This window comes from Streptomyces bungoensis (genome assembly GCF_001514215.1).
GTDB lineage: Bacteria > Actinomycetota > Actinomycetes > Streptomycetales > Streptomycetaceae > Streptomyces > Streptomyces bungoensis.
This window is the reverse complement of the sequence record NZ_KQ948851.1, coordinates 490942-516236: the sequence shown is the minus strand read 5'-3', so window position 1 is coordinate 516236 and position 25295 is coordinate 490942. Positions and strand designations below refer to the sequence as shown.

Annotated in this window: 15 protein-coding genes; 6 read left to right on the top strand and 9 right to left on the bottom strand. The window is 71.9% G+C overall.

What is annotated here, in order from left to right; translation table 11 throughout:
* Positions 1–415: 415 nt before the first annotated feature.
* The 3 genes from AQJ66_RS02005 to AQJ66_RS01995 form a co-directional block, all read right to left on the bottom strand.
* Positions 416–766: a DoxX family protein gene (locus AQJ66_RS02005; RefSeq protein ID WP_061915424.1), complete on the bottom strand. Its 351-nt coding sequence runs from the start codon at positions 764–766 to the stop codon at positions 416–418.
* Complete coding sequence (locus AQJ66_RS02000; protein ID WP_061915421.1) at positions 763–2700, bottom strand: acyl-CoA synthetase; 1938 nt, start codon at positions 2698–2700, stop codon at positions 763–765. Before AQJ66_RS02000 ends, AQJ66_RS02005 begins: the two co-directional genes overlap by 4 nt.
* Before the next feature lie 95 nt (positions 2701–2795).
* The gene (locus tag AQJ66_RS01995) at positions 2796–3749 is read right to left on the bottom strand and encodes a fumarylacetoacetate hydrolase family protein (RefSeq protein ID WP_061915419.1); all 954 of its coding nucleotides are present in this window, start codon (positions 3747–3749) and stop codon (positions 2796–2798) included.
* A 156-nt stretch (positions 3750–3905) separates the two neighbouring features.
* Here AQJ66_RS01995 and AQJ66_RS01990 point away from each other — a divergent pair, with 156 nt between their 5' ends.
* The 5 genes from AQJ66_RS01990 (at position 3906) to AQJ66_RS01970 (ending at position 9226) form a co-directional block, all read left to right on the top strand.
* Positions 3906–4571 carry a TetR/AcrR family transcriptional regulator gene (locus tag AQJ66_RS01990; RefSeq protein ID WP_061915417.1) on the top strand — a complete coding sequence of 222 codons (666 nt, stop codon included), beginning with the start codon at positions 3906–3908 and terminating at the stop codon, positions 4569–4571.
* Between the two features lie 393 nt (positions 4572–4964).
* Entirely contained in the window at positions 4965–6212 is a 1248-nt protein-coding gene (locus AQJ66_RS01985; RefSeq protein WP_279617303.1) for a thiamine pyrophosphate-dependent enzyme, read from the top strand.
* 197 nt (positions 6213–6409) lie between these two features.
* Positions 6410–6685, top strand: coding sequence for a hypothetical protein (locus AQJ66_RS01980; RefSeq protein WP_061915414.1), 276 nt, complete (start codon positions 6410–6412; stop codon positions 6683–6685).
* Between the two features lie 400 nt (positions 6686–7085).
* On the top strand, positions 7086–7775 hold the full coding sequence (locus AQJ66_RS01975; RefSeq protein WP_061915411.1) for a DUF5994 family protein: 690 nt from the start codon (positions 7086–7088) through the stop codon (positions 7773–7775).
* A gap of 182 nt (positions 7776–7957) precedes the next feature.
* Positions 7958–9226, top strand: coding sequence for an ATP-binding protein (locus AQJ66_RS01970; RefSeq protein ID WP_061915408.1), 1269 nt, complete (start codon positions 7958–7960; stop codon positions 9224–9226).
* Between the two features lie 513 nt (positions 9227–9739).
* On the opposite strand, the gene AQJ66_RS01965 is transcribed toward AQJ66_RS01970, so the two are convergent.
* The 4 genes from AQJ66_RS01965 to AQJ66_RS01950 all read right to left on the bottom strand — a co-directional run bounded on the left by AQJ66_RS01965 (position 9740) and on the right by AQJ66_RS01950 (position 20602).
* On the bottom strand, positions 9740–10987 hold the full coding sequence (locus AQJ66_RS01965; protein WP_061915405.1) for a glycosyltransferase: 1248 nt from the start codon (positions 10985–10987) through the stop codon (positions 9740–9742).
* Between the two features lie 4 nt (positions 10988–10991).
* A complete protein-coding gene (locus tag AQJ66_RS01960; RefSeq protein WP_159052520.1) occupies positions 10992–11990 on the bottom strand; it encodes an alpha/beta hydrolase in 999 nt (332 codons plus the stop codon).
* 195 nt (positions 11991–12185) lie between these two features.
* Positions 12186–18824 (bottom strand): SDR family NAD(P)-dependent oxidoreductase, encoded by a 6639-nt coding sequence (locus AQJ66_RS01955; RefSeq protein WP_079060019.1) that lies wholly within the window; start codon positions 18822–18824, stop codon positions 12186–12188.
* Entirely contained in the window at positions 18821–20602 is a 1782-nt protein-coding gene (locus AQJ66_RS01950) for a fatty acyl-AMP ligase (RefSeq protein WP_063803997.1), read from the bottom strand. Before AQJ66_RS01950 ends, AQJ66_RS01955 begins: the two co-directional genes overlap by 4 nt.
* Before the next feature lie 347 nt (positions 20603–20949).
* Here AQJ66_RS01950 and AQJ66_RS01945 point away from each other — a divergent pair, with 347 nt between their 5' ends.
* Complete coding sequence (locus AQJ66_RS01945; RefSeq protein ID WP_061915399.1) at positions 20950–22395, top strand: MFS transporter; 1446 nt, start codon at positions 20950–20952, stop codon at positions 22393–22395.
* 67 nt (positions 22396–22462) lie between these two features.
* Here the strand turns inward: AQJ66_RS01945 and AQJ66_RS01940 are convergent, their stop codons facing one another.
* Together AQJ66_RS01940 and AQJ66_RS01935 are read right to left on the bottom strand one after the other, a co-directional pair.
* Positions 22463–23674 carry a PP2C family protein-serine/threonine phosphatase gene (locus tag AQJ66_RS01940; protein ID WP_061915396.1) on the bottom strand — a complete coding sequence of 404 codons (1212 nt, stop codon included), beginning with the start codon at positions 23672–23674 and terminating at the stop codon, positions 22463–22465.
* On the bottom strand, positions 23671–25269 hold the full coding sequence (locus AQJ66_RS01935; RefSeq protein WP_244162711.1) for a sensor histidine kinase: 1599 nt from the start codon (positions 25267–25269) through the stop codon (positions 23671–23673). The genes AQJ66_RS01940 and AQJ66_RS01935 overlap by 4 nt, the downstream gene beginning before the upstream one ends.
* Positions 25270–25295: the final 26 nt, after the last annotated feature.

The following is a 25295-nucleotide window of genomic DNA, read 5'->3' as shown; positions in this document are numbered from 1 at the left end:
GGGTGTCACGGCCCGGGGCCGTGGGGTGGGGACGGCTCAGGAGCGGCGATGGAAGAGCGCCAAGGGCGTTTCCCCGGTCGATTGATCGAGGCGGGGTGTCCGCGGATTGAGCGGGCGGCGGCACACGGATGCGAAAGGGTGGTCGTTCCGAGAGGTGCTTGCTCGCTGCGGGCGGGCGTCGGCAGCCCGGACGGCACGGAGGGGATGCCATTCAGAGGCCGCACCCGGCCTCGGCGGCCGAGGCGGTGAGATGCGGTGCGTGCCGTCCGCGCCGTGCGAGAGTCGGCCTGCGGAGGCGGACTGGGTATGAACGCTGTGCTAGGCCAGCCACCGCGTGGAGGCGCAGGGCGGCAGATGCTGGCGGACGTCGATGCGGCTCATCGTGATGCTCCTCGGAGCCCAGGCGGCGGCGATGCTAGCCGCCGACCAGCGCGACGAGATGGGCTGCGGCCAAGGCACCCGCGATGGCGGCCGGCAGGCAGCGGGCCGCCGGATCGCCGCTGCGCAGGTGGACGACGACGGCTCCGGCCATGAGCAGGATCAGGCCGACCGATGCGGCGGCACCGAGCGCGGTGATCCGCAGGCCGAGCAGCAGTCCGGCCGCTGCCGCCACCTCCAGGGCACCCAGCAGGCGGTAGTGGGTGGTGGTCATGCCGACGTGGGCCGCGGCTTGGCGCATAGCTGGTACTGCCGCGAGCTTGGCCGACCCGAGCAGGAGGAAGATCCCGGCGAGGAGGACGGCGAGAACGATGGCGGTGGTGCTCATGGGGTTTCTCTCTCAAGTGGCTTGCTGGGGGCGTACTGCCAGTGCAGGACGTACCGGTCGAGGGCTGCGGTGACCCTGCGTTGTACCGCCTCGTCGGCAGGGGCGGGCACCGTGACGCGGACACCGCCGTCGTGCGGCCGGCACAGGATGCGTTGCGGGTCGCAGTCCGCGCCCTGGGCGGCCAGTTCGGCGTGGACGGCGCGGCGGGTGGCGTCCAGGCGCAGGCCGAGCTTGTAGGGCTTGCCGACGGCGGTGAGCGGGATGGCGTCGATCACGAGCACCTCGCGCGGGGTGGCGGCGCGTTCGGGGACCCGTTCGGTGGCCCAGGTGAGCAGTTCGGCGGGCTCGGTCTGGGCGCCGGGGGCGAGGGTCACGTAGGCGACGGGCACCTCACCGGCGTGCGGGTCGGGGCGGCCCACCGCCGCGGCGGCGGTGACCTCGGGGTGGGCGAGGAGGGCGTCCTCGATCGCGGCGGGATCGATGTTGTGGCCCCCGCGGATGATCAGGTCCTTGGCTCGGCCGGCGAGATGGATGAAGCCGTCGGCGTCGATGCGGGCCAGGTCGCCCGTGTCCAGCCAGCCGTCGCGGATCTTCCCGGCGGTCTCCAGGCGAGGCCCGTGGGCGGTGTGCTCGGCGACGTACCCGGCGAAGACGACCGGACCGCTGACGGCGAGCACCCCGGTGGCGCCCGGCGGCAGGTCGTGCCACTCACCGGTGTCCGGGTCGATCCGCACGGTCTTGACCTGCTGGTAGGGCAGGCGCCGGCCGACACTGCCGGGGCGAGTGCGGCCGGGCAGGCCGAGGGCGGAGGCACAGGTCGCCTCGGTCAGCCCGTAGCCCTCGCACAGGGGGATCCCGGTGTGCTTCTCGAAGGACTCCCGTACGGCGGGCGGCAGCGGGGAGGCGCCGACGGCGGCGAACCGCATTCTTGAGACGTCCGCGTCGACAGGGACACGGGCGAGGACGGAGTACACGGTGGGCACCGCCGACATGGCGGCGATGCGGTAGTGCTCCACCAGCTTCCAGAACACTGGATACAGCTCGGGATCGCGGTAGCCCAGCGGCCCGGCCCACACCACTCCCCGGCCGCGCAGCAGCGGGCCGAGCAGGGTGACGATCAGGGCGTTGACGTGGAACAACGGCAGCGCCGCGAACATCACCGAGTCTTCGTCGAGAGGAATGCTCGCGGCCACCATCCAGGCGTCGACGACCTCGTTGGCGTGCGTATGGGCGGCAAGCTTGGGGACGCCGGTGGTGCCGCCGGTGTGGAAGTAAGCGGCCAGGTCGTCGGCGGCCGGCGGCTCGATGTCCACCAGCCCGTCGGCGGGATGGGACGCGGCAAGCTCCGTGAGGTAGCCGACGCGCACGCCCTCGATGGGGTCCAGAGCGGGAGCGGTGCCGTCAGCCAGGGTGGGGGTCAGTGCCAGCAGCGCGTCCAGCCGCAAGGCCGCGGCGACCTGCCGGGCCGTGGCCCACGCCTGTGCATCCAGCTGCGGACCGGCGGCGATGAGCACCCGCGCGCCGCTTCGCCGCAGCAACTGCTCGACGTGCTCGGACGCCAGGCCCGGGTTGACCGGGGCGGCGATGCCCGCTGCCTGCGCTGCCAGCAGCGCGCCGGGAAGCTCCGCGGTGTTCGGCGCGAGCAGGCCCACGGCGTCCCGGCGGGTCACGCCTAGAGACCCCAGCAGATTGGCTGTGCGATGCACCTGGCCACGCAGTTGCGCGAAGGTGGCTGTGGCGGGGCGCAGGAAGCGGGCGGCATCGGGTAGCACCCTCAGGGCCGGCCGGTCGGGCCACAGGCGGGCGGCGCGCAGCAGGGCATCGTAGGTGGTGGCGGGCAGGCCGCGCTCGTGCAGCGGTACGGCCTCGATCGCGGCCAGGTCCGCGCTGCTGTCGGGGGCGGGCCACAGCAGGCCGGTGGGTGTGAGTGTCACCGGTGCGCCTTTGCGGGGTGAGGGATGGGGTCAGGTGGCCGGCCCGGTACGGGGATGCCGGGCCGGCCGGTCCCGGGCGGGGGTCCCGGGAGCCGTCAGCGGGCGCGCACCACCGTGCGCTGCTCGCCGAGATCGAGTGCGCCGTCGTCGGTCGCGATACGGGCCGTGACGACGTCGCCGTCCTTGAGGTAGTCGGGGTTCGCCTGCTGGCGGGCGAAGAACCTCTGCCAGCGCTTGTGCGGGGGAAGCAGGGCGGCAAGCGTGGCCAGGAGCCTGCCCGGAGACTTCAGGGCGGTGCCGCCGGGGGTTCCGGTGAGCAGGACGTCACCGGGCTGCAGGTGCTGGAAGCGGGCGAGCAGACTGAGGGCGTGGGCGGGCCGGACGATCATGTCCGTGGTGGTGCGGTCCTGCCGGGTGAATCCGTTGACCTTGAGGGTGAGCCGCAGGTCCGGCAGGCGGGCCAGGTCGTCGGCGTCGACCAGGAGCAGCCGGGGCCCAAGCGGTGTGAAGGTCGGGTACGACTTGGACTCGTAGAATTGGGTCTTGGGCAGTTGCAGATCGCGGGCGCTGACGTCGTCGGCGACGACGAGCGCGGCGACGAACGCCGGCAGGGTGGAGTCGGTGACCTCGGTACCGACCGGGAGATCGGCACCCATCACCAGCCCGAGCTCCACCTCGTAGTCCAGGAAACGCACGTGCTGTGGACGCTTGATGTCCTGGTAGGGCCCGCTGACGGACCCGGACGCCTTACGGAAGAACGCCGGCGGAACGGTGTCCGGGTCGAATCCGGAGTCCACCGCGTGGGAACGGTAGTTGACCATCTGCGCCACCACCCGGCAGGGCGTGGTGACGGGCGACAGCAGCTCGGCCTCTCCGACCGAAACCCCGGCGTCGGGGTCACCCGTGGCGCGGGCAGCCGCCTGCTGCACGGCGGAACGGTCGGCGAGCAGGCCGGCGGTGGTGTCCGCTTCGGTGTCGACGCGGTGCAGCCGTCCTGTGCCGCTCTCCACCCACCAGCCGTCTCTGGTGCGGACGACCTGGATACTCATCGGCTCTCCTGAGTCCTGGACAGGCACCGACCGGAACGCTCCCGCGAGCAGCTCCAGTCAGCAGTGATGAGAGGATCAGTCCAGATGACGACCCCGTCAACAGCAGTCAGCCGTGATGAAACAATCAAAGCTGATGCGCCTGATCATGGTGGAGAGATGAGTATCGATCGACAGGGCAGGGCCAACACACCCAGCCACACGCCCAACCGCGTGGACCGACGCAAGGCGCGCACCCGTACCGCGCTGATCGCCGCCGCACAGCGGTTCCTCGCGGATCAGGGGCGGACCGACGTGAGCATCCAGGAGATCACCGAGGCGGCGGACGTCGGCTTCGGCTCCTTCTACAACCACTTCACCAGCAAGGACGAGCTGTTCGACGCCGCCGTCGCCCTCACCTTGGAGGAACACGGCACACTCCTGGAATCAGTCGTGGGAGACCTGAAGGACCCCGCGGAGACCTTCGCCGCCAGCGTCCGCCTGACCGGCCGGCTGCAGCGCACCCACACGCAGATGGCCAGGATCCTCGTCCGTACGGGCATGCCCTATCTGACCTCCGACAGCGGCTTGGCACCTCAGGCGATGCGGGATCTGCGGGCCGCCGCCGACACCGGACGGCTGGACATCGACGACCCGCGCACTTCTGTGGCCATGGTCGGCGGCGCCCTGCTCGGAGTGCTCCACCTCCTGGAGACCCGCCCGGACCTCGACGCCGCGCACGTTTCCGACCAGCTGGCCTTCCGCCTGCTGCGCATGTTCGGCATGACGCGCGCCGAAGCCCAGGAGATCGCCACTCGGCCCCTGCCATCGCTGCCCCGGACCTGACAATGGTGAGCAAGTTCGGTGACGCATGCGGATGTGACCGGCGCCCGTAACGCGGTCTACCGCGCGCCGCACCCGCGCAGAGACACGTCGCCCATGTCCGCCAATGTGACGCTCAAGGGGGCCGGGGCGGATCCCCGACGGATCTCCGTGCAGAGGACGGTTGTGCCTGCCCGGGAGCCGCCCCGGGCGACGACCTTTCCGTCCACCGGCACCTTGGTCGAGCCGGAGGCACCTGTCAGCCGGACACCTGCCGCACCGGCAGCGCGCCAGGGAACGCAGGGTGGCCAGTGTGATCCGGCCCTGGGCCGCCGGGGCTCTGACGGCTGCCGGTGAAGGTGCTTCCGAGATGTTGATCCGGTCCGGAACGGGCCCGGGGGCGGAGGCAGCTGTCCGATGCGCTGCGCCGCCGCACGGGTACGGGCGGCGGCCACCGACACCGCAGCCTCCCCGGCGGTGTGCACACGCTGCAGCCGCTCCCCCACACGCTTCTCGGCTGGATTTTGGCGTCGCGGTGCGCTCGATGGGGTCGAGCCCGACGGCCGTCCGCCACTTGCCATCGGCGTCTCCTCCCATCGGCGAGCGACTTCCGACGGGGCACGTCGCGACCGGTTTCTGAACGAACGTTGGGCCCGGACCTCGGCCGCCCTGGTGCGGTTCGCCGAGCGGTTGGACATCCCGGTCGCGACCACATTCCACGGCAAGGGCGTATTCCCCGACGACCACCCCAACGCCCTCGGCGCGGTCGGTTTCATGCGCCACGACTACGGCAACTTCGGCTTCGACACCGCCGACGTGCTGGTCTGCGTGGGCTACGAGATCCAGGAGTTCGACCCGGTCAAGATCAACCCGAACGGCGACAAGCGGATCGTTCACGTGCACCGCTTCCCCGCCGAGGTCGACGCCCACTACCCGGTCGCCGTGGGCGTCGAAGGAGACCCCTCACAGGCGCTGGACGCACTCGCGGCAGCACTGCCCGAAGAACTCACCTACGACTCCGGAAGCACCGCGAAGATCCGTACGCTGCTCGACGAAGAGCTCCAGTACGGACGCCACAACGACGCCTTCCCCCTGGTGCCGCAGCGCGTGGTGCACGAGGTCCGCACCGCCCTGGACCGCCACGACATCGTCCTCGCCGACACCGGCGCCGGGAAAATGTGGATGTCCCGCCTCTACCCGACCTACGAACCGGACACCTGCCTGGTCTCCAACCGCCTGTCCACCATGGGCTTCGCACTGCCGGGCGCCATCGCCGCCAAGCTCGCCCGGCCGGACCGACGAGTCCTGGCCATGATGGGCGACGGCTCCTTCCTGATGAACTCCCAGGAACTGGAGACCGCCGTCCGCGAACACATCCCCCTGGTCGTCCTCGTCCTGGTGGACGAGGAATACGGCCTGATCACCTGGAAGATGGAACTCGAACTGGGCCGCCACAGCCACACCCGGTTCACCAACCCCGACCTGGTCGCCTACGCCGAAAACTTCGGCGCACGCGGCTACACGATCGAGACCGCCGGCCAACTGCTGCCCGTACTACGCCGCGCTCTCGACGACGACACGGTCTCCGTGATCGCCTGTCCGGTCGACTACTCCGAGAACCTGCGCCTGACCGACAGACTGGGCAGTCTCCACGGCCCGTTCTGACACCTGGTCGACCACCCTGAAACGCAGTGCAAATTCACCCCCGTCACACTGGTGTGGCAGATGCCACCACCTCACCACTTCTCTGTACCTGGGAGAAATCCGGGAGAAGATCTCCTCCGACCCCCTCGGCGACCACCCCGGACCGACGGCCCGGTTGCCCTACATAGCCGAGCGAGGGGAATCCCCTCGAAGATTCCATGCCCAGCCAGAACAGCGAATTGCAGCACGAACTGTTCAGCCCCGAGCGCATCCGTGTCACCTGGAGTGGTACCGCGAGCGTCGAGGACGCCGCCCAGGCGTTCGGCATGTCGAGATCGAAGGGCTACGACCCTGTGCGTCGCGGGGAGTTCCCTTGCCGCGTGCTGCTGATCGTCCGCGCAGCCCGCGTCGTCTCCGCCTCGCCCCTCCGCGTACTCGAAGGCGGTGAGCCCGAGTACACCGGAGCCGTCAGCACGAGCACCAATCCATCCTGACCAGCCGCACGACGAAGCCCCGCCGCAGACCGGCGGGGCTTCGTCGTGCAGTCAGATATCACGCGCGAATCACAGACCCCGTGGACACCCTCTTGGCACGGGATACCGAAACTGGACATAAACGTCCGCATAGAACTGGATGGAAGGCCCTGGACGGCTTCTACGACATGTGCCATGTGGTACCCAGTGAGGGACCCAGGATCAGGACCGGAGCGTCTTCCGGCCCGTCAAAGCGGTATTGCAGGGTGTTCGGGGGGTGTCTCACTCACGCCCCAGACCCTCTCACGTGTCACGACCGCCCCATAAACGGGGACGGTGACTGGGTGGGTCTGAGGTGATGCTCGTGCCGCTGCCAACGGAATGCGGCGTCGCCTCCGCAACCGCCCGTGCGCGGAGTACCTTGGACAACACCGAGGGCATTTCGCACACCGGCTTCCACGCCGGGTCGTTCTCGGCGAGAGATGAAACCCGGGTCGCCGCGAAGGCGGCCCGGAGACGGGTCCGCACCATGTCGGCGACCTTGCACCAACCCCTGCCACACCACGAGCCCGCCGCAGCCCCGGCCGCGCGTCTCGCGCTGAAGACCGCCGGGACGTCGCGCGGCCTCCTGGACGGTGCCTGGTGGCCCCGCTCCCGGGACCTGTCGCGCGAGCTGCCCGCACTGACCGATGTGCTGGACCCCTTGTGGGGCCGCATCACCCGCATCGCCGTCAACCCGAAGTACTGGCCGGTCATCCCGCGGAAGATTCCCGTGGGCGGTCATGTCGTCAAGGTCGGCTGGTTCACCCCGGAGATCGACCCGCACAAGCTGCTGCTGCTCTCGTACGGAACCGGCCGCTGGGATCTGCTGGTCATCCCGCCCGAGACCGGGGCGGAGGCAGCGGCCCGCCTGATGGCGGCCGCGTCCGACCACGACGGTCCGCCGCTGACCGCCAGCGCTCTCATGGCCGCGGACGGGACCCGGCCTGCCGTCCCCGCTGCCGACCGGCCACTCGAACCGGCCGGGGCAGAAAAGCGCGAGGGCGGCCCGTCCTCTGCGGCCGTTCCGGCACAGACCGGCGGCGTCAGTCGCCTGGTCATCGGCATGTGAGGCAGCCGCCGGGAACAGAACACCTTCCTGACGACCGGCGCCTTCCCGGTCCTCGTCGCGGCGGCGGCATTCGTCATCCTTCGAGCGGTCCAGGCCACCAGGGCGGACTCGGGGCCCAGTCGCGCGCGCCCTCCGGGCATCGGCTCGATGATGGGAGTACGACCGAACACGCGGAGCTGATCATGACGGGTTGGCGGGTCAGGGACTACGCCCAGGACGATCTCGAAGCGCTGATCCGAGTCGACATGGAGAGCGGCACGACCGAGGAGCCGCCGCTCTTCCCGCTCTCGGACGCCGTCACCGCTCTCCAGGCCCGCCACCCGGCTGTGGTGGCCACGGCCGACGACGTGCTGATCGGCGCCGCGGTGAGCAGGGTGGAGGGCGAACGGGCGTGGATCCTGCGCATCTGCATGGCTCCCGCCTGGCGGCAGCGCGGGCTGGGCAGTGCGCTGATCACCGCCCTCGAGCAACGGCTCTTCGCCGCCGGCGTCCGAGCGGTGCACGCCGTCCTGCCCGAGGGCGAGACCGGTGCCACAGCCCTGCGCAACTGCGACTTCGGCGCCCGCCCCGGGCTGGTCTTCTTCGAAAAACGCGGGCCGGTGACCCCGCAGTCGGCCGGCACGCTGTCCTCGCTCGGAGCGGAACTGCCACCGGGGGGACTGTGGCAGAAGGTCGCGGGCATGCAACGGGAGAAGCGGCTCATCGAGCGGCGCCTGGTCCTACCGCTGGCCCATCCCGAACTGGCCGCCCAGCACGGAGTGGAACTGCCGCGAGCGGTGATGCTGTTCGGCCCTCCCGGGACCGGCAAGAGCACGTTCGCGCACGCGATCGCCAGCCGCCTGGGGTGGCCCTTCCTCGAACTGTTCCCCGCCCGTCTGGCCGCCGAGTACGGCCTGGCGACCGGGCTGAACCGGCGCTTCGACGAGATCGCCCGGCTCGACCACGTCCTCGTCTTCATCGACGAGGTCGAGGAGATCGCCGGCGAACGCGGCGGCGCGGACGCGACCGCGGTCGGCGTCGTCAACGAACTGCTCAAAGCGATCATCCGGTTCCGTGGCCAGGACGGGCGGCTGCTCGTCTGCGCCACGAACAACGTCACCACCCTCGACTCCGCGTTCCTGCGGCACGGCCGCTTCGACTACGTACTGCCGATCGGTCCTCCCGACCACACCGCCAGGACCGCACTGTGGAAGAGCTACCTGGCCCGAGCGGGCGCGCGGGCCGACAGCGCGGTGCTCGCGTCCGCCAGCGAGGGGTTCACCCCCGCCGACATCGCCCACGCGGCGCGAACCGTCTCCCAGGCCCAGTTCGAGCGCACCTTCGACACCGGAACCCGGACCATCCCCACCACCGACGACTACCTGGACACGATCCGCGACACCAAGCCCACGGTCAGCGCCGCCATGGCCCAGGAATTCGCCCAGCAGACGGAGAAGTTCGCCCGCATCTAGGGTCCGGGTCCGTACCGCCCTGCCCATCGCGGCGAGCGCCGCGTCGGGCGACGTGTCCGGAGGGACCAGCAACAACCGCAGAGCGTGCGACCGCGCTACGACCCTGCTGCCTCACCGTGCTCCGCACGGCGCTCGCGCGAGCGCCTCGCCGCGCGGCGCGGGGGAAACAGGCAACGGCTCCGGCGTATACCCGCCGGAGCCGCCCTTCCGGGTCATTGCACGTGAGCGTGCGCCGACCCGCTGTCCACGTTACGCCGAACGGATCGATCCGGCATCTCCGCCGATCGGCGGGCGAAGGCCCTGTCGGGCCGACGGGCCGGGGCGGGGACGGCGGCGGACCCGCTCCGCCGTCGGTCTCCCACCCCTCTTCCCTCCTTCGGGCATCGACCCTGTCGGCCGGGAACCCCGGGGAGGCCCCACATCCTCGTAAGGCGGGCGGTGACGTGCAGGAGCGGGGGTGGTGGCGGCATTCCCGGCGGCCGAAGGGTGCCGGGGCGCCTCGGTCAGCCGTGGTCACGCGGGGCCGGCTCCGAACCGGTCCAGGACCCGGCAGGCCCGGGCGACGCCGTCCTCGGCCTCCAGGACCCGGCCGAGCCGGCGCGCGGCCTCCGCGTGGGCGGCGTGCCGGGTGAGGGCGTGCAGGCGCTGGACGAGGGCGTCCACGGTGAGCTGACGGACCGGCAGCGGCGCGGGCCCCGCGCCGAGTTCGTGCACCCGTGCGGCCCAGTAGGGCTGGTCCCCGAAGAACGGGCACACCAGGGAAGGCCGTCCGGCGCGCAGTGCCGAGGCCGTCGTGCCCGCTCCGCCGTGGTGGACGACGGCGGCCATCCGGGGGAACAGCCAGTCGTGGGGGGTGTCGCCGATCACGAGGATGTCGTCCTCGCTGGTCCCGGGGTCTCCGGGCAGCACCCCCCGCAGGTTCGCCCGCCGCAGGGCCGTCCGTACGAGGGCGTCGGTGGCCGCGGGGTCGCCGGTTCTCATGCTGCCGAAGCCGACGTAGACGGGCGGGGGGCCGTCGGCCAGGAAGGCGAGCAGTCGCGGTGACGGTTCCCACAGCGGCTGGTCGTGGTGCCAGAAGCCGGTGACGTGGACGTTCGGTCCCCAGTCGAACGGCCGCGGCACGACGGCCGGGCTGAACGCGCACAGCACGGGGGCCCGGCGAACCTGCCGGAAGGGGGCCGCCAGGGACAGCGCCGGCAGGCCCAGGCTCTCCCGGCGCCAGGTGTTGACGAACCGCCGGAACACCGTCCAGGACCCCAGGTCGACGGCGCCGAAACTGAGCCGGTTGCCCACGCCGCCCAGCATCCGCGCGGCCGGCGCGAACGGGTGCGGGAAGACCTTCGTGGGCTGGCTCGGCTGGAAGTGGATGACGGCGTGCGGGACCTGGAGGTACTGGCTCAGGTGGAGGCCCAGGAAGCCGAAGGTCGGCGCCAGGACCAGGTCGGCTCCCTTCGCGCCGGCCTGCGTCTCCTCCAGCATCGCCATCATGCGGGGTCGCATGACCCGGTCCATGCGGCGGACGAACGCCACCGGGTTCCTTCGTCCGGCGAGGAGTTCCTGCCCCTCGGCGGACTCGATGATCTCCACCGGGTCGACCGGGAGGGGGTGAAGATCCAGGCCCGCCTCGGCGATCAGGCGCCGGTAGCGGACGCTGGCCAGGATCCTCACCGTGTCGCCCCGGCGGGCCAGTGCGCGCCCCAGTGCCAGGCAGGGCTGGACGTCGCCGCGGGATCCCGCGGCGAAGATCACCACCGTCCGCATGGAATCACCGACCGATCGACTTCATGACCGACGGCCAGATGTCGTGCAACTCCGCCTGCCAGTAGGGCCAGGAATGCGTCCCCGGCGTGTACAGGTGCGTCGTGACGTCGACGCCCTGCGAGCGGAGGGACCGCGCGAACCTGTCCATCTGACCCGACAACGGTGCCTCGCCCAGCACGCTCGCCAGCAGGACACCGGAGGCGCTCCCCTTGTCCAGCGGTCCGGGCTCGCTGGTGCCCGCGGAGAGATGGACGTGCGTTCCGCGGAAGGCACCCGGCATGGCGGCGGGGTTGTGGGCGCGCCAGACGTCGGCGTTCTTCACCGGGTCGCCCCAGACGTCCTTGATGTCGATGCCCTCCTTTCCGGTACCGAGCGCGAGTTCCAGGCGGACGGCGGGGTCGTTGAGGTCCACGTACGAGCTCATCGAGGCCACGTAACGGAACATTCCCCGGTTGTGCGCCGCGTAGTTGAGCGCGCCGAAACCTCCCATGGACAGCCCCACGACGGCACGTGTACGGCTCGCACGGAACTTCTTCTCCATGAGCCGGACGAGTTCGTGCGTGTGAAAGGTCTCCCAGCGGGGATTTCCGGCGAACCAGTCGCTGTAATAGCCGTTGCGCCCGGCGTCCGGCATGACGATCAGCGCGTCCGCATTCTTCGCCAGCGCTTCCACGTCCGTTTCGCGCGTCCAGGAGGTGTAGTCGTCGTCGCCGCCGTGGAACATGTAGACGACCGGATAGGTGGCTCTCGGGTTTTCGCTCCAGCTCGCGGGAAGAATGACGCGGACCGGGATGGAGATTCCCATGGCCGGCGAACTGACCATGAGATCGCGCATGCGTTTGTCGATGACTTTCACGCCGGTGAGACGGGCCTCCACGCGGTGAGGCCAGTGCACGGCGTCCGGTTTCTGCTCAGCCGCGTGCGCCTCGGTGGAGAGGAGAGCGGCGGCGAGCAGGACGCCCACCAGATTCTTCTTCGCGTACTTCTGAAATGTGACCCACACAGCCGGGAGCATGACGAGATGTAATGCATATCACCAGCAGACACCCCGTTCGACGGAGGGCAATGGCCCGTACAGCCGAGCGGAACGGGCGGGCAGCGCATCAGCGGTTCTCGCTCGCGGGCCGTGTTCCGGCGGGTGACACGCGGCCGCGCCTGTTCCGCGGGCGGACCCCGTGGAACAGGCGCGGCGCGCGGATCACCGGGTGGGCCACCCCATGGCGCGGGCGACGTGCTCCGCGATGGTCCGGACGTGGGGCGGGTCGATGACGGACAGGTGGTCGCCCTCGACGGGGACGATCTCGAGGCTCTGGCACAGCGGCGCCCACCCGAGGTCGGCGTCCTGCCGGAGGTAGCGCGGGTCCAGAGCGGTGGTGAGCTGCTGCGGCTGCTTGGCGCGGTAGAGCACCACGTGGCCCGCCTGGGGCCGGGGGACGTACCGTTCTCCGACACGGGCGTCGATGTACGAGGTCCGCTGGTGCTCCATGATCCCTGGGCTCATGTCGAGGCCCGCCTCGACGACCAGCCGCATGACCACGTCGATCTGCTGCTCGTCCGGGGTGGCCGCCAGTTCCTCGTAGGGCAGGTCGAGGGGGTGCCCGTACGTCTTCTCGATGTACTCGGCGAAGCGGCCGAAGCGCTCGAGCAGGAACTCCCGTGATTCCGGTTGCGGCAGGACGGGGGGAAGGATGGTGTCGATCAGCCCGAGGAACCCGATGTCCTCCGCCTCTTCCCGCAGCTGGAGCGCCACTTCGTAGGCGAGGCACCCGCCGAAGGACCAACCGAGCAGGTGGTAGGGCCCTTCCGGCTGGATGTCGCGGATGAGGGAGCGGTAGCGGGCCGCCTTCTCCTCCATGGAGCTCAGCTCGTCGAGGCGTTCCAGGCCGTATACCGGCTGCTCGGCCGGCAGCAGTCCCGTCAGGGGCAGGTAGACCGACGTCGGGCCGCCGGCCGGGTGGAAGGTGAACAGCGGAAGCCGTTCCGCACCGGGCACGGGGGGACGCAGGACGGTGAGTGCCGATCTGCCGGTTCGGTTGACGACCGGCCGGATCAGTTCGGCGACGGCCGCGACGGTGCGCTCGGCGAGGATCGCGTCGGCCGTCAGGCTCAGCTCGGTGTCGTCGCCGAGGCGCCGTCGAATGACGCCCTCCAGGGCCGCGGCGGCGTCCCGGTCCCCGCCAGCGGCGACGAAGTCCTCCCGGATGTCCTTCGGCCCCTGCCGCAGGACTTCGGCCCAGGAGCTCGCGACCAGCCGCTCCGCGGCGTCCCTGGGGCCGAGGAAACTCGGCAGCGTGAGTGTGCCGGGCTCGGTCCGCCGTGTGCCGTCGGGCGCCTCCTGCCGGGAACCGACCGTCTGCTCTGCGTCCAGTCCGAGCTGCTCGAGCACCGTGCGACCGATCTCGCGCAGGGTGGCGCCGCGCAGCAGCCGGGGGGCGGGGACGTCGATGCCGAAGTCCTGGCGGATCGTGTTCTGCATCCGTACGGCCACCAGGGAGTCCAGGCCGAGTTCGGTCAGCGGGACCGTCTCGCCGAGTTCGGCCGCCGCGAACCCCATGATGGCCGCCGTCCTCCTGATCAGGCGTGCGTACACCGTGTCCGCGGCCGAGCCGCCGAGGGCCGCGATGCCGTGGGGGCCGACCCAGTCGTCGGCGCCGGGCGAGCCGTCCCCGAGGACGTCGGAGAAGAAGGGAATGGCGGACAGGCCGGGGAACGCCTCCAGGACGCGCTCCGTGTCGAGGTGGACGACGCCCACGTGCGCGCAGTTGAGGGTGACGAGTGCCTGCAGGACGTCCATTCCCTCGCTCACCTGGATGGGCTCCAGGGCCAGCGCCGGGTTCCCGGCGGCCGTCATGCCGACGTTCTCCCAGGGGCCCCAGGCGATGGACGTCGCGGGCAGGCCGCTGGCCCTGCGGCGGTGGGCCACGGCGTCGAGCCAGGCGTTGGCGGCCGCGTAGGCGGACTGTCCGGGTGAGCCGAGAAGTGCCGCGGCGGAGCTGTAGATCACCCACCAGTCCAGGTCGTGGTCGGCGAGGGCCGCCTCGAGGTTCCGGGCCCCGACGGCCTTCGGCCGCAGCACCGTGTCGATGTCCGCCGGTTCCAGGTCGGTGATCACGCGGTCGTGCAGGACGCCGGCGCAGTGCGCGACGCCGCGCAGGGTGTGCCCGTCGGCGAGGGCGGCACGCACCAGGTCCGTGGCCACGTCCGGGTCGGTGATGTCCCCTTGGACCACGGCGACGGAGGTTCCCCCGTCCCGCAGTTCGGCGAGGACGGCCTCGGCCTCGGGTCCGGGGGCACGGCGTCCGTTGAGGACGATGCGCCCGGCGCCCTGCTCGGCGAGGCGGCCCGCTGTCGCGAGGCCCAGCCCGGTCAGGCCGCCGGTGACGATGTACGCGCCGTCGGGACGGGTGAAGGCCACGGTGTCGTTGCGACGTGAGCCGAGGTCGGCCCGGGCGAGATGTGCGGTGAGGCGTGTGCCGGCGCGCCAGGCGATCTCGTCCGCGTCGCCGTCCGCGAGGAGTTCGCGGGCGAGGTCTTCGACCGCGCCGGGCTGTGCGTCGATGTCCACCAGCGAGGCCCGCAGCTGGGGGTGTTCGAGCGCGAGGACCCGGACGAGTCCGCGCAGGCAGGCGAGATGGGGCGTCCCGGGTTCCCCGGACCCCGTCGCCTGTGCCAGCACGGTGGCCGCCCAGAGGCGGGGCGGCTGCCGATGCGTGGCGCCGGCCAGGCGGCGCGCCAGCCGTGCCGCCCTGTGCAGCGGCCGCATGTCGTCGTCGCCTTCGTCCTGCTGGAAGAACAGGACAACGGCGCTCAGGCCGTCCTGCGGGCTCTCCAGCCAGGCGTCGAGTACGGCGTCGCAGGCGTCGTCCCCGGCGTCGGTCGCCGTGACGTCGGCACCGCCGGCTTCGAGGGCCGCCGCGAGCGCGGCCGTGGCGCCGCCCGCGGCGTCCGGTTCGTCGCTGATGAGCAGGGCGCGCTGCAGACGCCGCGACGGGAGGGGAACGGTCGACTTCTCCCACTGGATGTCGTACGTGCACGTCTCGAGGGCCCGCGGCACCTCGCGCCGCTCGACGGGCCGCAGTTGGACGAACCGGGCGACGATCTCACTGGTGGCGCCCCGGGCGGACACGTGCCACTGCTCGACGCCCGCGTCCGCCGGGCCGGCGCCGTCGACGGGCGTGCAGGCGATGTCGTAGCCGGTGTCGAGGACGCCCGGCCCCTTGACGAGCAGGGACCGGACACCGACCGGGACGGCGCGGTCGCCGTCCGGTGGCGCGTCCGCGGCACCGTGCGTGTCCAGCACGCCGGTCAGGAGATGCGCGTAGGACGACCGGTGGGGAGGCCGGGGGTCCTCGGGGATGAGATGCCGGACGAACGCCGGCTGCGTCTCGGGCCCGGGTTGCGACTCGCCCTGGGGTTGCGGTGCGCGGGTGACGCGGGCCGAGGCGTGGCAGCGCCACACGGTGTCGGCGCCGCGGGCGTGGAGCGTGACGGTTCCGTGCGTGCCGGAGTCCGGTTCCCACACCGTGGTCAGGGGGGTGCTGCTGGATACGGCCAGCCACCGGTGGATCTGCAGGTCCTCGATGCCGAGGTGGGTGATGCCCTCCCGGGCCCACAGGTCCAGGCCGGCCTCGATCACCAGCTCCGCGACCTCGGCGAGGGTCAGCACCGCCCGGCCGTGGACGGTGCCGCGGGTGGCGCGCCGGCGCGTGCCGACGTCTCCCCGCCACAGCACGGCGCCGGTCCTCGGGTCGTCGGTGCGCACTCCCAGCAGGGGGTGGCCGCCGGCGTCGGTCGACCGGGTGGGGCGGGGGAACCAGAACCGCTCGTGCCGCCACGGGGGCGTGGGCAGTGCGGTGCGCGCACCCGCCGGCCACAGCCCGGGGTCCAGCGGGACGCCGGCGAAGTGCAGCCGCGCCAGCGCGACTCGTACCTGGACGGTGTCGTCGGTGTTCCTGTGCAGGGTCGGGACGACCAGCGCCTGTTCCCCCACGGGGGTGGCGTCGAGGCTCTCGGCGAGCGGGACGACGGCGATGGGGTGGGGCGAGATCTCCAGGAACAGGGTGTGGCCGTCCTCGGCTGCCGCCGTCACCGCCTGCTGGAGGCGTACCGGGCGGCGGACGTTGGCGCACCAGTAGTCCGGGTCGGCTGCCGTGCCGGCGCGGGGATCGTCGAGAACCGTGCTGTACCAGGGGGTGGTGGGTGTGTGCGGGCGCAGGCCGGCGAGGTCGTCGCGCAGTGGCGCCAGGACGGGGTCGACGGAGGCCGTGTGGGCGGCTCCGTCCAGTTCGAGCAGCCGGGCGAGCCGGCCCAGCTCGGTCAGCTCGTCCACCAGGTCGCGCACCGCTTGCGCGGGGCCGGCCACCGTGCAGCGCCGGGGTGAGGAGTGGACGGCGACCTCGACACCGGGGAAGCGGCTGAGGACGGCTTTGCGGGACGGTGCGGGCAGTTCCACCGCGGCCATCGCGCCTGCCTGTTCGGCTTCGATGACGGCGAGGTGGGCCGACCGGCGGACGATGACGCGCACTCCGTCGCGGTCGTCGAGGGCGCCGGCGACCACGGCGGCCGCGACCTCGCCCATCGAGTGGCCGATGACGGCGGCGGGTTCCACGCCGTGGGCCCGCATGGTCCGCGCCAGGGCCACCTGGATGCCGAAGATCAGCGGCTGGACCCGGTCCGCGGTCCGGGCGGTGTCGGACCTGAGCAGGTCGGTCAGGGAGGAGCCGGTCTCCGCGAGGAAGTGCGTGTCGAGCGCGGACACCTGGGCGGCGAAGACGGCGTCGTCGGTCAGCAGGCGCCGCCCCATGCCCTCCCACTGGGAACCGTAACCGGAGAAGACGAAGACCGGTCGCGGGGCTGTGAAGGGCTGCGCGGCTCGTGCGTCGGTGCACGCGGCGACCACCCCGGGAAGCGTCTCCCCCCGGGCCAGCGCGGCCAGCCCGGCAGCCGCGTCGGACCGGGTCCGCGCGACGACGGCGGCGCAGGCCGGGCCGCGGCGGTGCGCGGCGAGCGTGTGGGCGATGTGGGTGAGGGCGGGCGCGTCGTCGGCGGCCACCCAGCGCGACAGGCTCGCGGCCACGTCGGCGAGCCTGTCCGAGGAACGGGCGGACACCACCAGGATGTGCGGGTGGCCGGCCGCGTCGTCGGCCGGCGCGGGACGCGCGGCGGCCGGCGCCTGCTCGAGTACGGCGTGGGCGTTGGTGCCGCCGAAGCCGAAGGCCGACACCCCGGCGCGCGCCGGGCGGTCCCCGGCGGCGGGCCACGCGGTCGGTTCGGTGACCACGCGCAGTCCCAGCTCGGTGAAGTCGATGTGGGGGTTGGGGCTGTCGAAGTGCAGGCTGGCCGGGATACGGCCGTGATGCAGGGCCAGCACGGTCTTGATCAGGCCGACCACGCCGGCCGCGCCTTCGAGGTGGCCCAGGTTGCTCTTGACCGATCCGATCAGCAGGGGCCGGCCGGGCTCCCTGCCCCGGCCGACGACCGCTCCGAGGGCGGTCGCCTCGATGGGGTCCCCCAGCAGGGTGCCCGTCCCGTGGGCCTCGACGTAGTCGACGTCGGCCGCCGGGACGCGCGCGTCGCGCAGGGCGTCGCGCAGCAGCGCCTCCTGCGCCGCCGGGTTCGGTGCCATGAGGCCCGCCGAGCGGCCGTCCTGGTTGACGGCGGTGCCCCGGATGACGGCGAGCACCCGGTCGCCGTCGCGCCGGGCGTCGGCGAGCCGCTTGAGCACGACGACGCCGCAGCCCTCACCGCGGGCGATTCCGTTCGCCGCGGCGTCGAAGGGTTTGCACCTGCCGTCCGCGGCCAGTGCGCCGGCCTGTTCGAGCGAGGCCGTCACCGCCGGGGACAGCAGGAGGTTGACTCCCGCGGCCAGTGCCGTGTCGCACTCCCCGCCGCGCAGGCTGCGGCAGGCCAGGTGCACGGCCACGAGGGACGACGAACAGGCGGTGTCCACGGTGATGCTGGGGCCGCGGAGGTCGAGCAGATAGGACACGCGGTTGGCGGCGATGCTGCCGGCGGCTCCGGTGTTGGTCCACGCGGTCAGCCGCGTGGGGTCCGAGGTGGTCAGATGCCCGTATTCGAGGGCGCTGAGGCCGACGAAGACGCCGGTGGGCGTGGTCTGCAGGGCGGGGGCGGGTACGCCCGCGTGGTCCAGCGCCTCGCAGACGACTTCGAGCAGCAGCCGTTGCTGGGGGTCCATGACTTCGGCCTCGTGGGGCGTGATGCCGAAGAACTTGGCGTCGAATCCCTCGATGTCGTCGAGGAAGGCGCCCGACCGCGTGGTGGATTCCATGAGCGCGGTGACGTCGGGCGCTGTGCCGGCGAAGTTCGGCCAGCGTTTCTCGGGCACCTGGCCGACCGCGTCCATTCCCGCCATGAGCCGGTCCCAGAAGGCGTCCGGCCCGTGCACGTCACCGGGCAGCCGGCATCCGATGCCGACGACGGCGATGGCGCCGTCGTCGGCACGGGCGGTGGCGGCCGCCTCGCCGGGCGTGCCGGGCTGCCGGTCCGGCCGCGCGGCGTCGGTCCGGTCGCCGTTCGCCAGGGCGGTGACGAGTTGCCCGATGGTGGGGTGCTCCCACAGCAGCGTGGCGGACAGGGATCGGTCGAGGATCTTCTCCAGTTCGCCGGTCAGCCCGACGGCGTCGCGGGAGGTGAGGCCGTACTCCGCGAGAGGCCGGCCGTCGTCGAGTTCTTCCGGCGAGATGCCGCTGATGTCCGAGACCAGCCCCACCAGTGCGCTCCGCAGTTCGGCAGCGCCCGGTCCGGAGCGGCCGTCGGTGACGGAGGGGGCCTCGGCGTTGTCCTCGACCGGCTCCTGCTGTCCGCCTGGCTGCTTCATACGTCGTCGGTCTTTCTCTGTACACGCGTGTCGGAGGACCAGGCACCCCGGAGGTACCGCGCACGGCAGGCGCTGCGGGCGACCTTGCCGCTGGTGGTGTGGGGTACGGTGCCGGGCTGGGCGAGGACGAAGTCGTGCATCGCGACGGCGTGACCGGCGGACAGCGCCACCCGTACCGAGCGGGTCACCTCGTCCCGGACCCTGTCGGGTTCCGTGAGGTCACGGGCGTGCTCGGCCACGACGACCAGGCGTTCACCGTCGTCGGTGGGGACGGAGAACGCCGCGGTGTGATGACGGCGGATCGCCCGGTGGGCGTTCTCGACCGTGTGCTCGATGTCCTGCGGATAGTGGTTGGTCCCGTCGATGATCACGAGGTCCTTGAGGCGGCCGGTGATGTAGAGGTGGTCGTCGTGCCACACCCCGAGGTCTCCCGTGCGCAACCAGTGCCGCGTCTCCTCGCCGGGGTCGTCACCGTGGAGGGTGGCGTGGAAGGTCGCCTCGCTCTGCTCCGGGTTGCCCCAGTAGCCGCGCCCGACGTTGGGGCCGCGCAGCCAGATCTCGCCCACGCGCCCGTCCTCCAGCCGGACGAGGCCGGCCGGGTCGACGACGGCGGCCTCCTGGTCGGTGGGCCGTCCGCAGCCGACCAGGCGGGTCACGGGCTGTTCCCCGGTGCCCTCGGCCGGCCGGGCGGTGCCGGCCGCCAGCGCGTCGCGGTCGAAGGAGGTGACGGTCGGTTCCTCACCGGCCGGTGAGGCGGACACGAACACGGTGGCCTCGGCCAGCCCGTAGGACGGACGCATCGCCGTGGGGACCGCGCCGACCGGGCCGAAGGCCTGCTGGAACCGCCGGAGGGTCTGCTCGGCGATGGGTTCACTGCCGTTGACCATGGCGGTGACCGACCCCAGGGACAGCGTCGCGCGCTCCTCGTCGGTGACGCGGCGCACGCAGTAGTCGTACGCGAAGTTGGGGGCGGCGGTGAGCGCTCCCCGGTGTTCGCTGAGCAGCCGCAGCCAGCGCACGGGCTGCTGCACGAAGGCCAGCGGATCCATGAACACGGAGTGGACGTTGCCGACGACGGGGAGCACGACCGCCAGCACGAGCCCCATGTCGTGGTACAGCGGAAGCCAGCCGACGGTGCAGTTGCGCCCGGCTCGGATGTCGTAGGCCTTCAGCGCCTGGCGCGCGTTGGCGCAGACGTTGGCGTGGGTGATCTCCACGCCGGACGGCATGCGGGTGGAGCCCGAGGTGTACTGCAGGTAGGCGCGGTCACCGGGGAGCGGATGGGAGAGCGTGCCGTCCGCCGGCCCGGCCCCTGCCGCGCCACCCGAGAGCAGGTCCTCCTCGGTGGTCACGCGCACGCGGAGGCCGTCCTGGTTGGCGCAGAACTTCTCCGCGGCCTGGAGCGAGTCGGGGCTGGTGAGGGCGAGCACGGCGTCCGCGTCGGCGAGCGCGGCGGCCAGCTTCTCCGCATGGCCCGGCAGAGTCGGGGGGAACAGGGGAACGGCGATCGCACCGGCGCATGCGGCCGCGAGGAAGCCGACGACGTAGTCCAGGTTCTGCGGCCCGACGAGGGCCACCCGCTCGCCGGCCGCGCCGCCGTGGCGCAGGGCCGCCGCGAGGGTGCGTACCCGCTCCTCCAATTGGCGCCATGTCAAAGACGAGGAGACTCCGTCGCGATCGGTGTGGAAGTCCACGAAAGTGAACGCTTTTTCGACGGGGGCCTGAGCCGCGGCCCGGGCAAGATGATGACTGATCGTGTCTTCCGTGGTTTTCAGCACTAAGTCACCGAACCTTCGTTCTCGACAGGCAGCGGGCCTTCTCGGCCCGTCAGCGCGTCAGGCGAATTGATGACAGCCGTCGTCGCCCGTCATGGATTCCCTTTGCATCGTGGCAGCGGCGAGCGATCACCTCAACACATTGACGTACTAATGGGGGAAGCGCCACGCCGGAAATCCTGACCGACCGTCGCAGGGGAAGCGAACGGTGTTTTCCGGCAGCACACCGCATAGCGTGAGCAGGGTGGCCTGGACTCGCGCCCGCCACGCCCACGGGGCAGAGTACGAAGCAGGGCGCGCGGAACGCGGCGGCCCCCTCACCACCGTCCGCACTGCTCGAGGCAGGTACCGTGAGCCGACTGCGTGTCCTCGCCATCCTCACGGCCGTGCTGCTTCCGTCCTTCATGACGGCTCTGGACAACACCGTCGTCAATGTGGCACTGCCTCAGATCCAGACCGATCTCGCATTGAGCGAGGCGAACCTCAAATGGGTGGCGGCCATTTATCCGCTCACCCTCGCCGGCCTTCTCCTGCTGGGCGGGCACCTGGCCGACACCGTCGGGCGGCGGACGACACTGTGGCTCGGTGTCGCCCTCTTCACCGTCGCGTCCATCGGGTGCAGTGCGGCGGCCTCGGGTACGGCGCTGATCGCCTGCCGGGGGCTGCAGGGAGCGGGCGCAGCGCTGATCCTGCCGGCCTCGCTGGCCGTCCAGTCGCACGATCTGCCGCCTCGCGTGCGCAAAGCGGCCTTCAGCGCCACCACCGCCGCGCTGGCGTCCGCGCTGGCCCTCGGCCCCGTGGTCTCGGGTGTCATGACACAGCACCTGGGCTGGGAGTCCGTGTTCGCCGTCAACACGCCACTGGGGTGCGCGAGTCTGCTCGTCGGCTTCCTCGTCCCCCGGCCCGGACCCTCGGCCCGCGCCTCGTCCCCGGCTTCGGTCACGCTCTCGCTCCGCGTCGTCGCGCTGGCCTGCTGCTCGCTGGCGGCCCTCGCCTACTGCCTGATCGAAGGGCCGGAGCAGGGTTTCGACGCCCTTCCCGTCGCCACGGCAGGGGGCGTCGTGGCCGCATCGGCCGTCGGCCTGTCCTGCGAACTGACATCACGCCGGAACACCGTGCTGCGGCTCCTCTTCCGGCAACGCCCTTTCGTCGGCGGAATCATCACCCAACTGCTGTGGGGCCTGAGCGTGAGCGGAGTGTTCTTCTTCACCTCCAGGTTTCTGCAGAACGGCCTCGGCCTCGCCCCGACGCCGGCCGGGTTGACCTTCATGCCCGTGGCCCTTTCCCTGATCGTCACCACCCCCTTCATCGCGCGTATGACGCGCCGTTGGGGAGACGGCCGGATCTCCGCTGCCGGTCTGCTCCTGGTCGGCCTGGGGCTGCTGATGGTCGCGCTGGGCAGTTCGGGAGGGAAACTCGTCGGCATTCTGCCCGGGCTCACGGCTCTTGGTTTCGGCTCCGCGCTCGCCGTTCCCCTCACCAGCCGCGCTCTGGAATCCTCACCGGATCACCTCTCCGGAATCGCGGCCGGATTGTTCAGCGCCGTCCGCGAGGCGTCCGGAGTCGTCGGGATCGGTCTGGTGGGCGCCATCGTGTCGTTCGTGGAACACGCCGCGGCCACCGCCGGGTCGGACGACTCGAACGCCTTTCTCTCCGGATACCAGGCCGGTCTGTGTTTCGCCTCGGCGCTGGTCGCCGCGGGAGCTCCCGTCGCGCTGTGGGCACTGCGGCACCGCAGGAGGTCACCGGAGGGCGGCAGCAGAGCGCCCGCCTGCACCTCGAAGCCGGGACCGTGACGGAGAAGGCCCGAAGGTGCGTGCGGGCGCGGGTCCCGGTTCGGCCGCCGCGGCTCGGCTCCCCGGCTCAGGGCGCGGTGCGCCAGGCCCCCGCCGCCTGCTCGCGCGCGCCCGTGTTCCAGTCCAGGCGCAGGACGGCGAGGTCGTCGGTGTGCCGGTCGGCGTTGAGGGTGCGGGTCCGGCCGATGAGCTGGTCGAGGTGGGTGCCGGGGTCGGGCGTGCGGATGGTGTCGATGATGCCCAGCAGTCCCTCGACGCCGAGCCGGCCGCCGGCGCCGTCGGCGAAACCCTCGATGAGGCCGTCGGTGTAGGCGATGAGCGCGCCGCGCCCCGGCAGCGCGAGCGTCGTGGCGGGCCACTTGCCGAGACCGGGCGCGATGCCCAGGGCGATGCCGTGGGCGGCGCTGATCTCCTGCGTGCCCTCGGGCGTGCTGAGGAGGGGCGCGTGGTGGCCGGCCAGGTGGAGGGTGAGGGTGGCCGTGTCCGGGTCCAGGGTGATGAGCGTGCAGGTGGTGAACAGGTCGCTGACGGCCCGTTCGGCGATGTGGATCTTCTCCAGCAGGCGCAGCAGGTGCTGGTCGCGGTGGCCGCCGAGGGTCAGGGCGCGCCAGGCGATGCGCAGGCAGACGCCCAGCGCCGCCGCGTCCGGGCCGTGTCCGCTGACGTCCCCGATGACGGCGTGGACCTGGCCGTCGTCGGTCTGCACGACGTCCAGGAAGTCGCCGCCGAGGAGCGCCTGGGCGCGCCCGGGGAAGTAGCGGCTGGAGGCGGTGACGGCGGTCGAGGACAGCAGGGGTTCGGGCAGCAGCCCGCGTTCGAGGCGGGCGTTCTCCTCGGCGCGCAGCCGGCCGATCTGGAGGGCGGCGTTGGCGCGCTCGGCCTGCTTGCGCTGGACGGCGTAGCGGGCGGCGCGCTGCATCAGGTCGGGTGCGACCTTGCCCTTGACGAGGTAGTCCTGGGCGCCGGCGGCGAGGGCGTCGACTCCCGCGCGGGGTTCGTCCAGCCCGGTCAGGACGATGATGGCGGCGTGGGTGGCCGTCTGGATCGCCTGCACCGTCTCCACTCCCGACGCGTCGGGCAGGTGCAGGTCCAGCAGGACGCAGTCGACGGGGTCCGTCATCAGGGCCCGCCGTGCGTCCGCCACGGTGCGGCAGCGGGCGAGCGTGTACGGCAGATCGGTGTCGAGGAGCAGCTCCTCGACCAGCAGGGCGTCTCCGTCGTCGTCCTCCACCAGGAGGATGCGCAACCGCTCCTCGGAGCGTCCGGACGACCCGGTCACGACCCGGTCTCCCGCTCGGCGGACGCCGGTCCCTCCCCGGCGGCGGGCAGGGTGAAGACCACCCGGGTGCCCGACGTGCGGTCGGGGTCGATGCCGATCCTGCCGCCGTGGAACTCCACGACCTTCTTGCACATGGCCAGGCCGATGCCGGTGCCCGGGTAGGCGTCCTTGGTGTGCAGCCGCTGGAAGAGGGTGAAGACCTTCTCGTGGAACTCCGGTGCGATGCCGATGCCGTTGTCGGCGACCGCGAACTCCCAGGTGTCGCCTTCGCGTACGGCGCTGATGCGGATGCGCGGGGGCCGGTCGGGGCTGCGGAACTTGATCGCGTTGGACAGCAGGTTCTGCCAGAGCATGCCCAGCTGGGTCGTGTCGCCGAGCACGACCGGCAGCGGGTCGTGGGTGATCTCGGCGCCGGTCTCCTCGACGGCGACGCTGAGGTCGTCCAGGGCCCGGCTCAGCACCGCCTCCAGGTCGACGGTCCGGTGGTCGTTGTGCACCCGGCCGACCCGGGAGAAGGCCAGGAGGTCGTTGATGAGGGTCTGCATGCGATTGGCGCCGTCGACGGCGAAGGCGATGTACTGGTCCGCCCTGTCGTCGAGTTGCCCCCCGTAGCGGCGCTGCAGGAGCTGGGTGAAGCTGGACACCTTGCGCAGCGGTTCCTGCAGGTCGTGGGAGGCGACGTAGGCGAACTGCTCCAGTTCCGCGTTGGACCGCTTGAGGTCCTGCGCCTGCTCGTCCAGCAGCGTGCGCGCCTGCTCGCTGAACTGGAGCTCCTCCACCAGCCGGCGGCGCATCGAGTCCAGGTCCGCGGCCAGCCGGCGCAGGTCGGCGGGGCCGCTGCCGGTGAGGGCCCGGTCGAAGCGGCCGTGCGCCACCTCGCGGGCGGCCGAGCCGAGCCGGCCGAGCGGGGCGGTGACGCCGCGGCGCAGTCCCTCGAAGACGAGCGCCGCCACCAGCAGGATGACGCAGGCGATGCCGGAGAAGGTCCAGTTCCGCAGGGTCACCGACTGGCGGAGCTCCTGCTGGGCCGTCTCCCGCTCGCTCTGCAGATGGGCCTGCTGGCGTGTCATCGCGGCCCGCAGCGGGTCGAACGTGGTCTTGCCCTCCTCGGCCCGTTCCTTGGAGAGCCGGACCGCGTCGCCGGCGGAGGCGGCCGAGACGGGCCGCGCTATGCGGTCCTGCCAGACGCCGGCCAGCCTCTCGACCTCGGCCAGGTCGGCACGGGCACGGGAGTCGCCGTGGACCAGTGGCCGCAGCCGCCGCAGGGCGGTCTTCTCGCCGCCGACGCCCTGCGCGTACGGCTGGAGGAAGTCCGCGCGGCCGGACAGTCCGTAGCCGCGGACGCCGGTCTCCTGGTTGACCAGTGCCTGCTCCAGCCGCATGGCCTCGATCAGCGCGGGCGAGCGCCTGTCGACCAGATCCGCCGTGACGTGTGAGGTGCGCCACATGGCCCAGCCGCCCAGGGCGCCGAGCACCGCCAGGACCGCCAGGGTGGTGGCGACACCGACCCGTAGCCAGCGCCGGGTCGTCCAACCGGACAAGGCGCCCCCGGCATCGAAGGGGTTGGTCTTCATCGCGGTCTGCCTGTCTCCCATGACGGTCGGGGCCTCAGTTGTCGTGA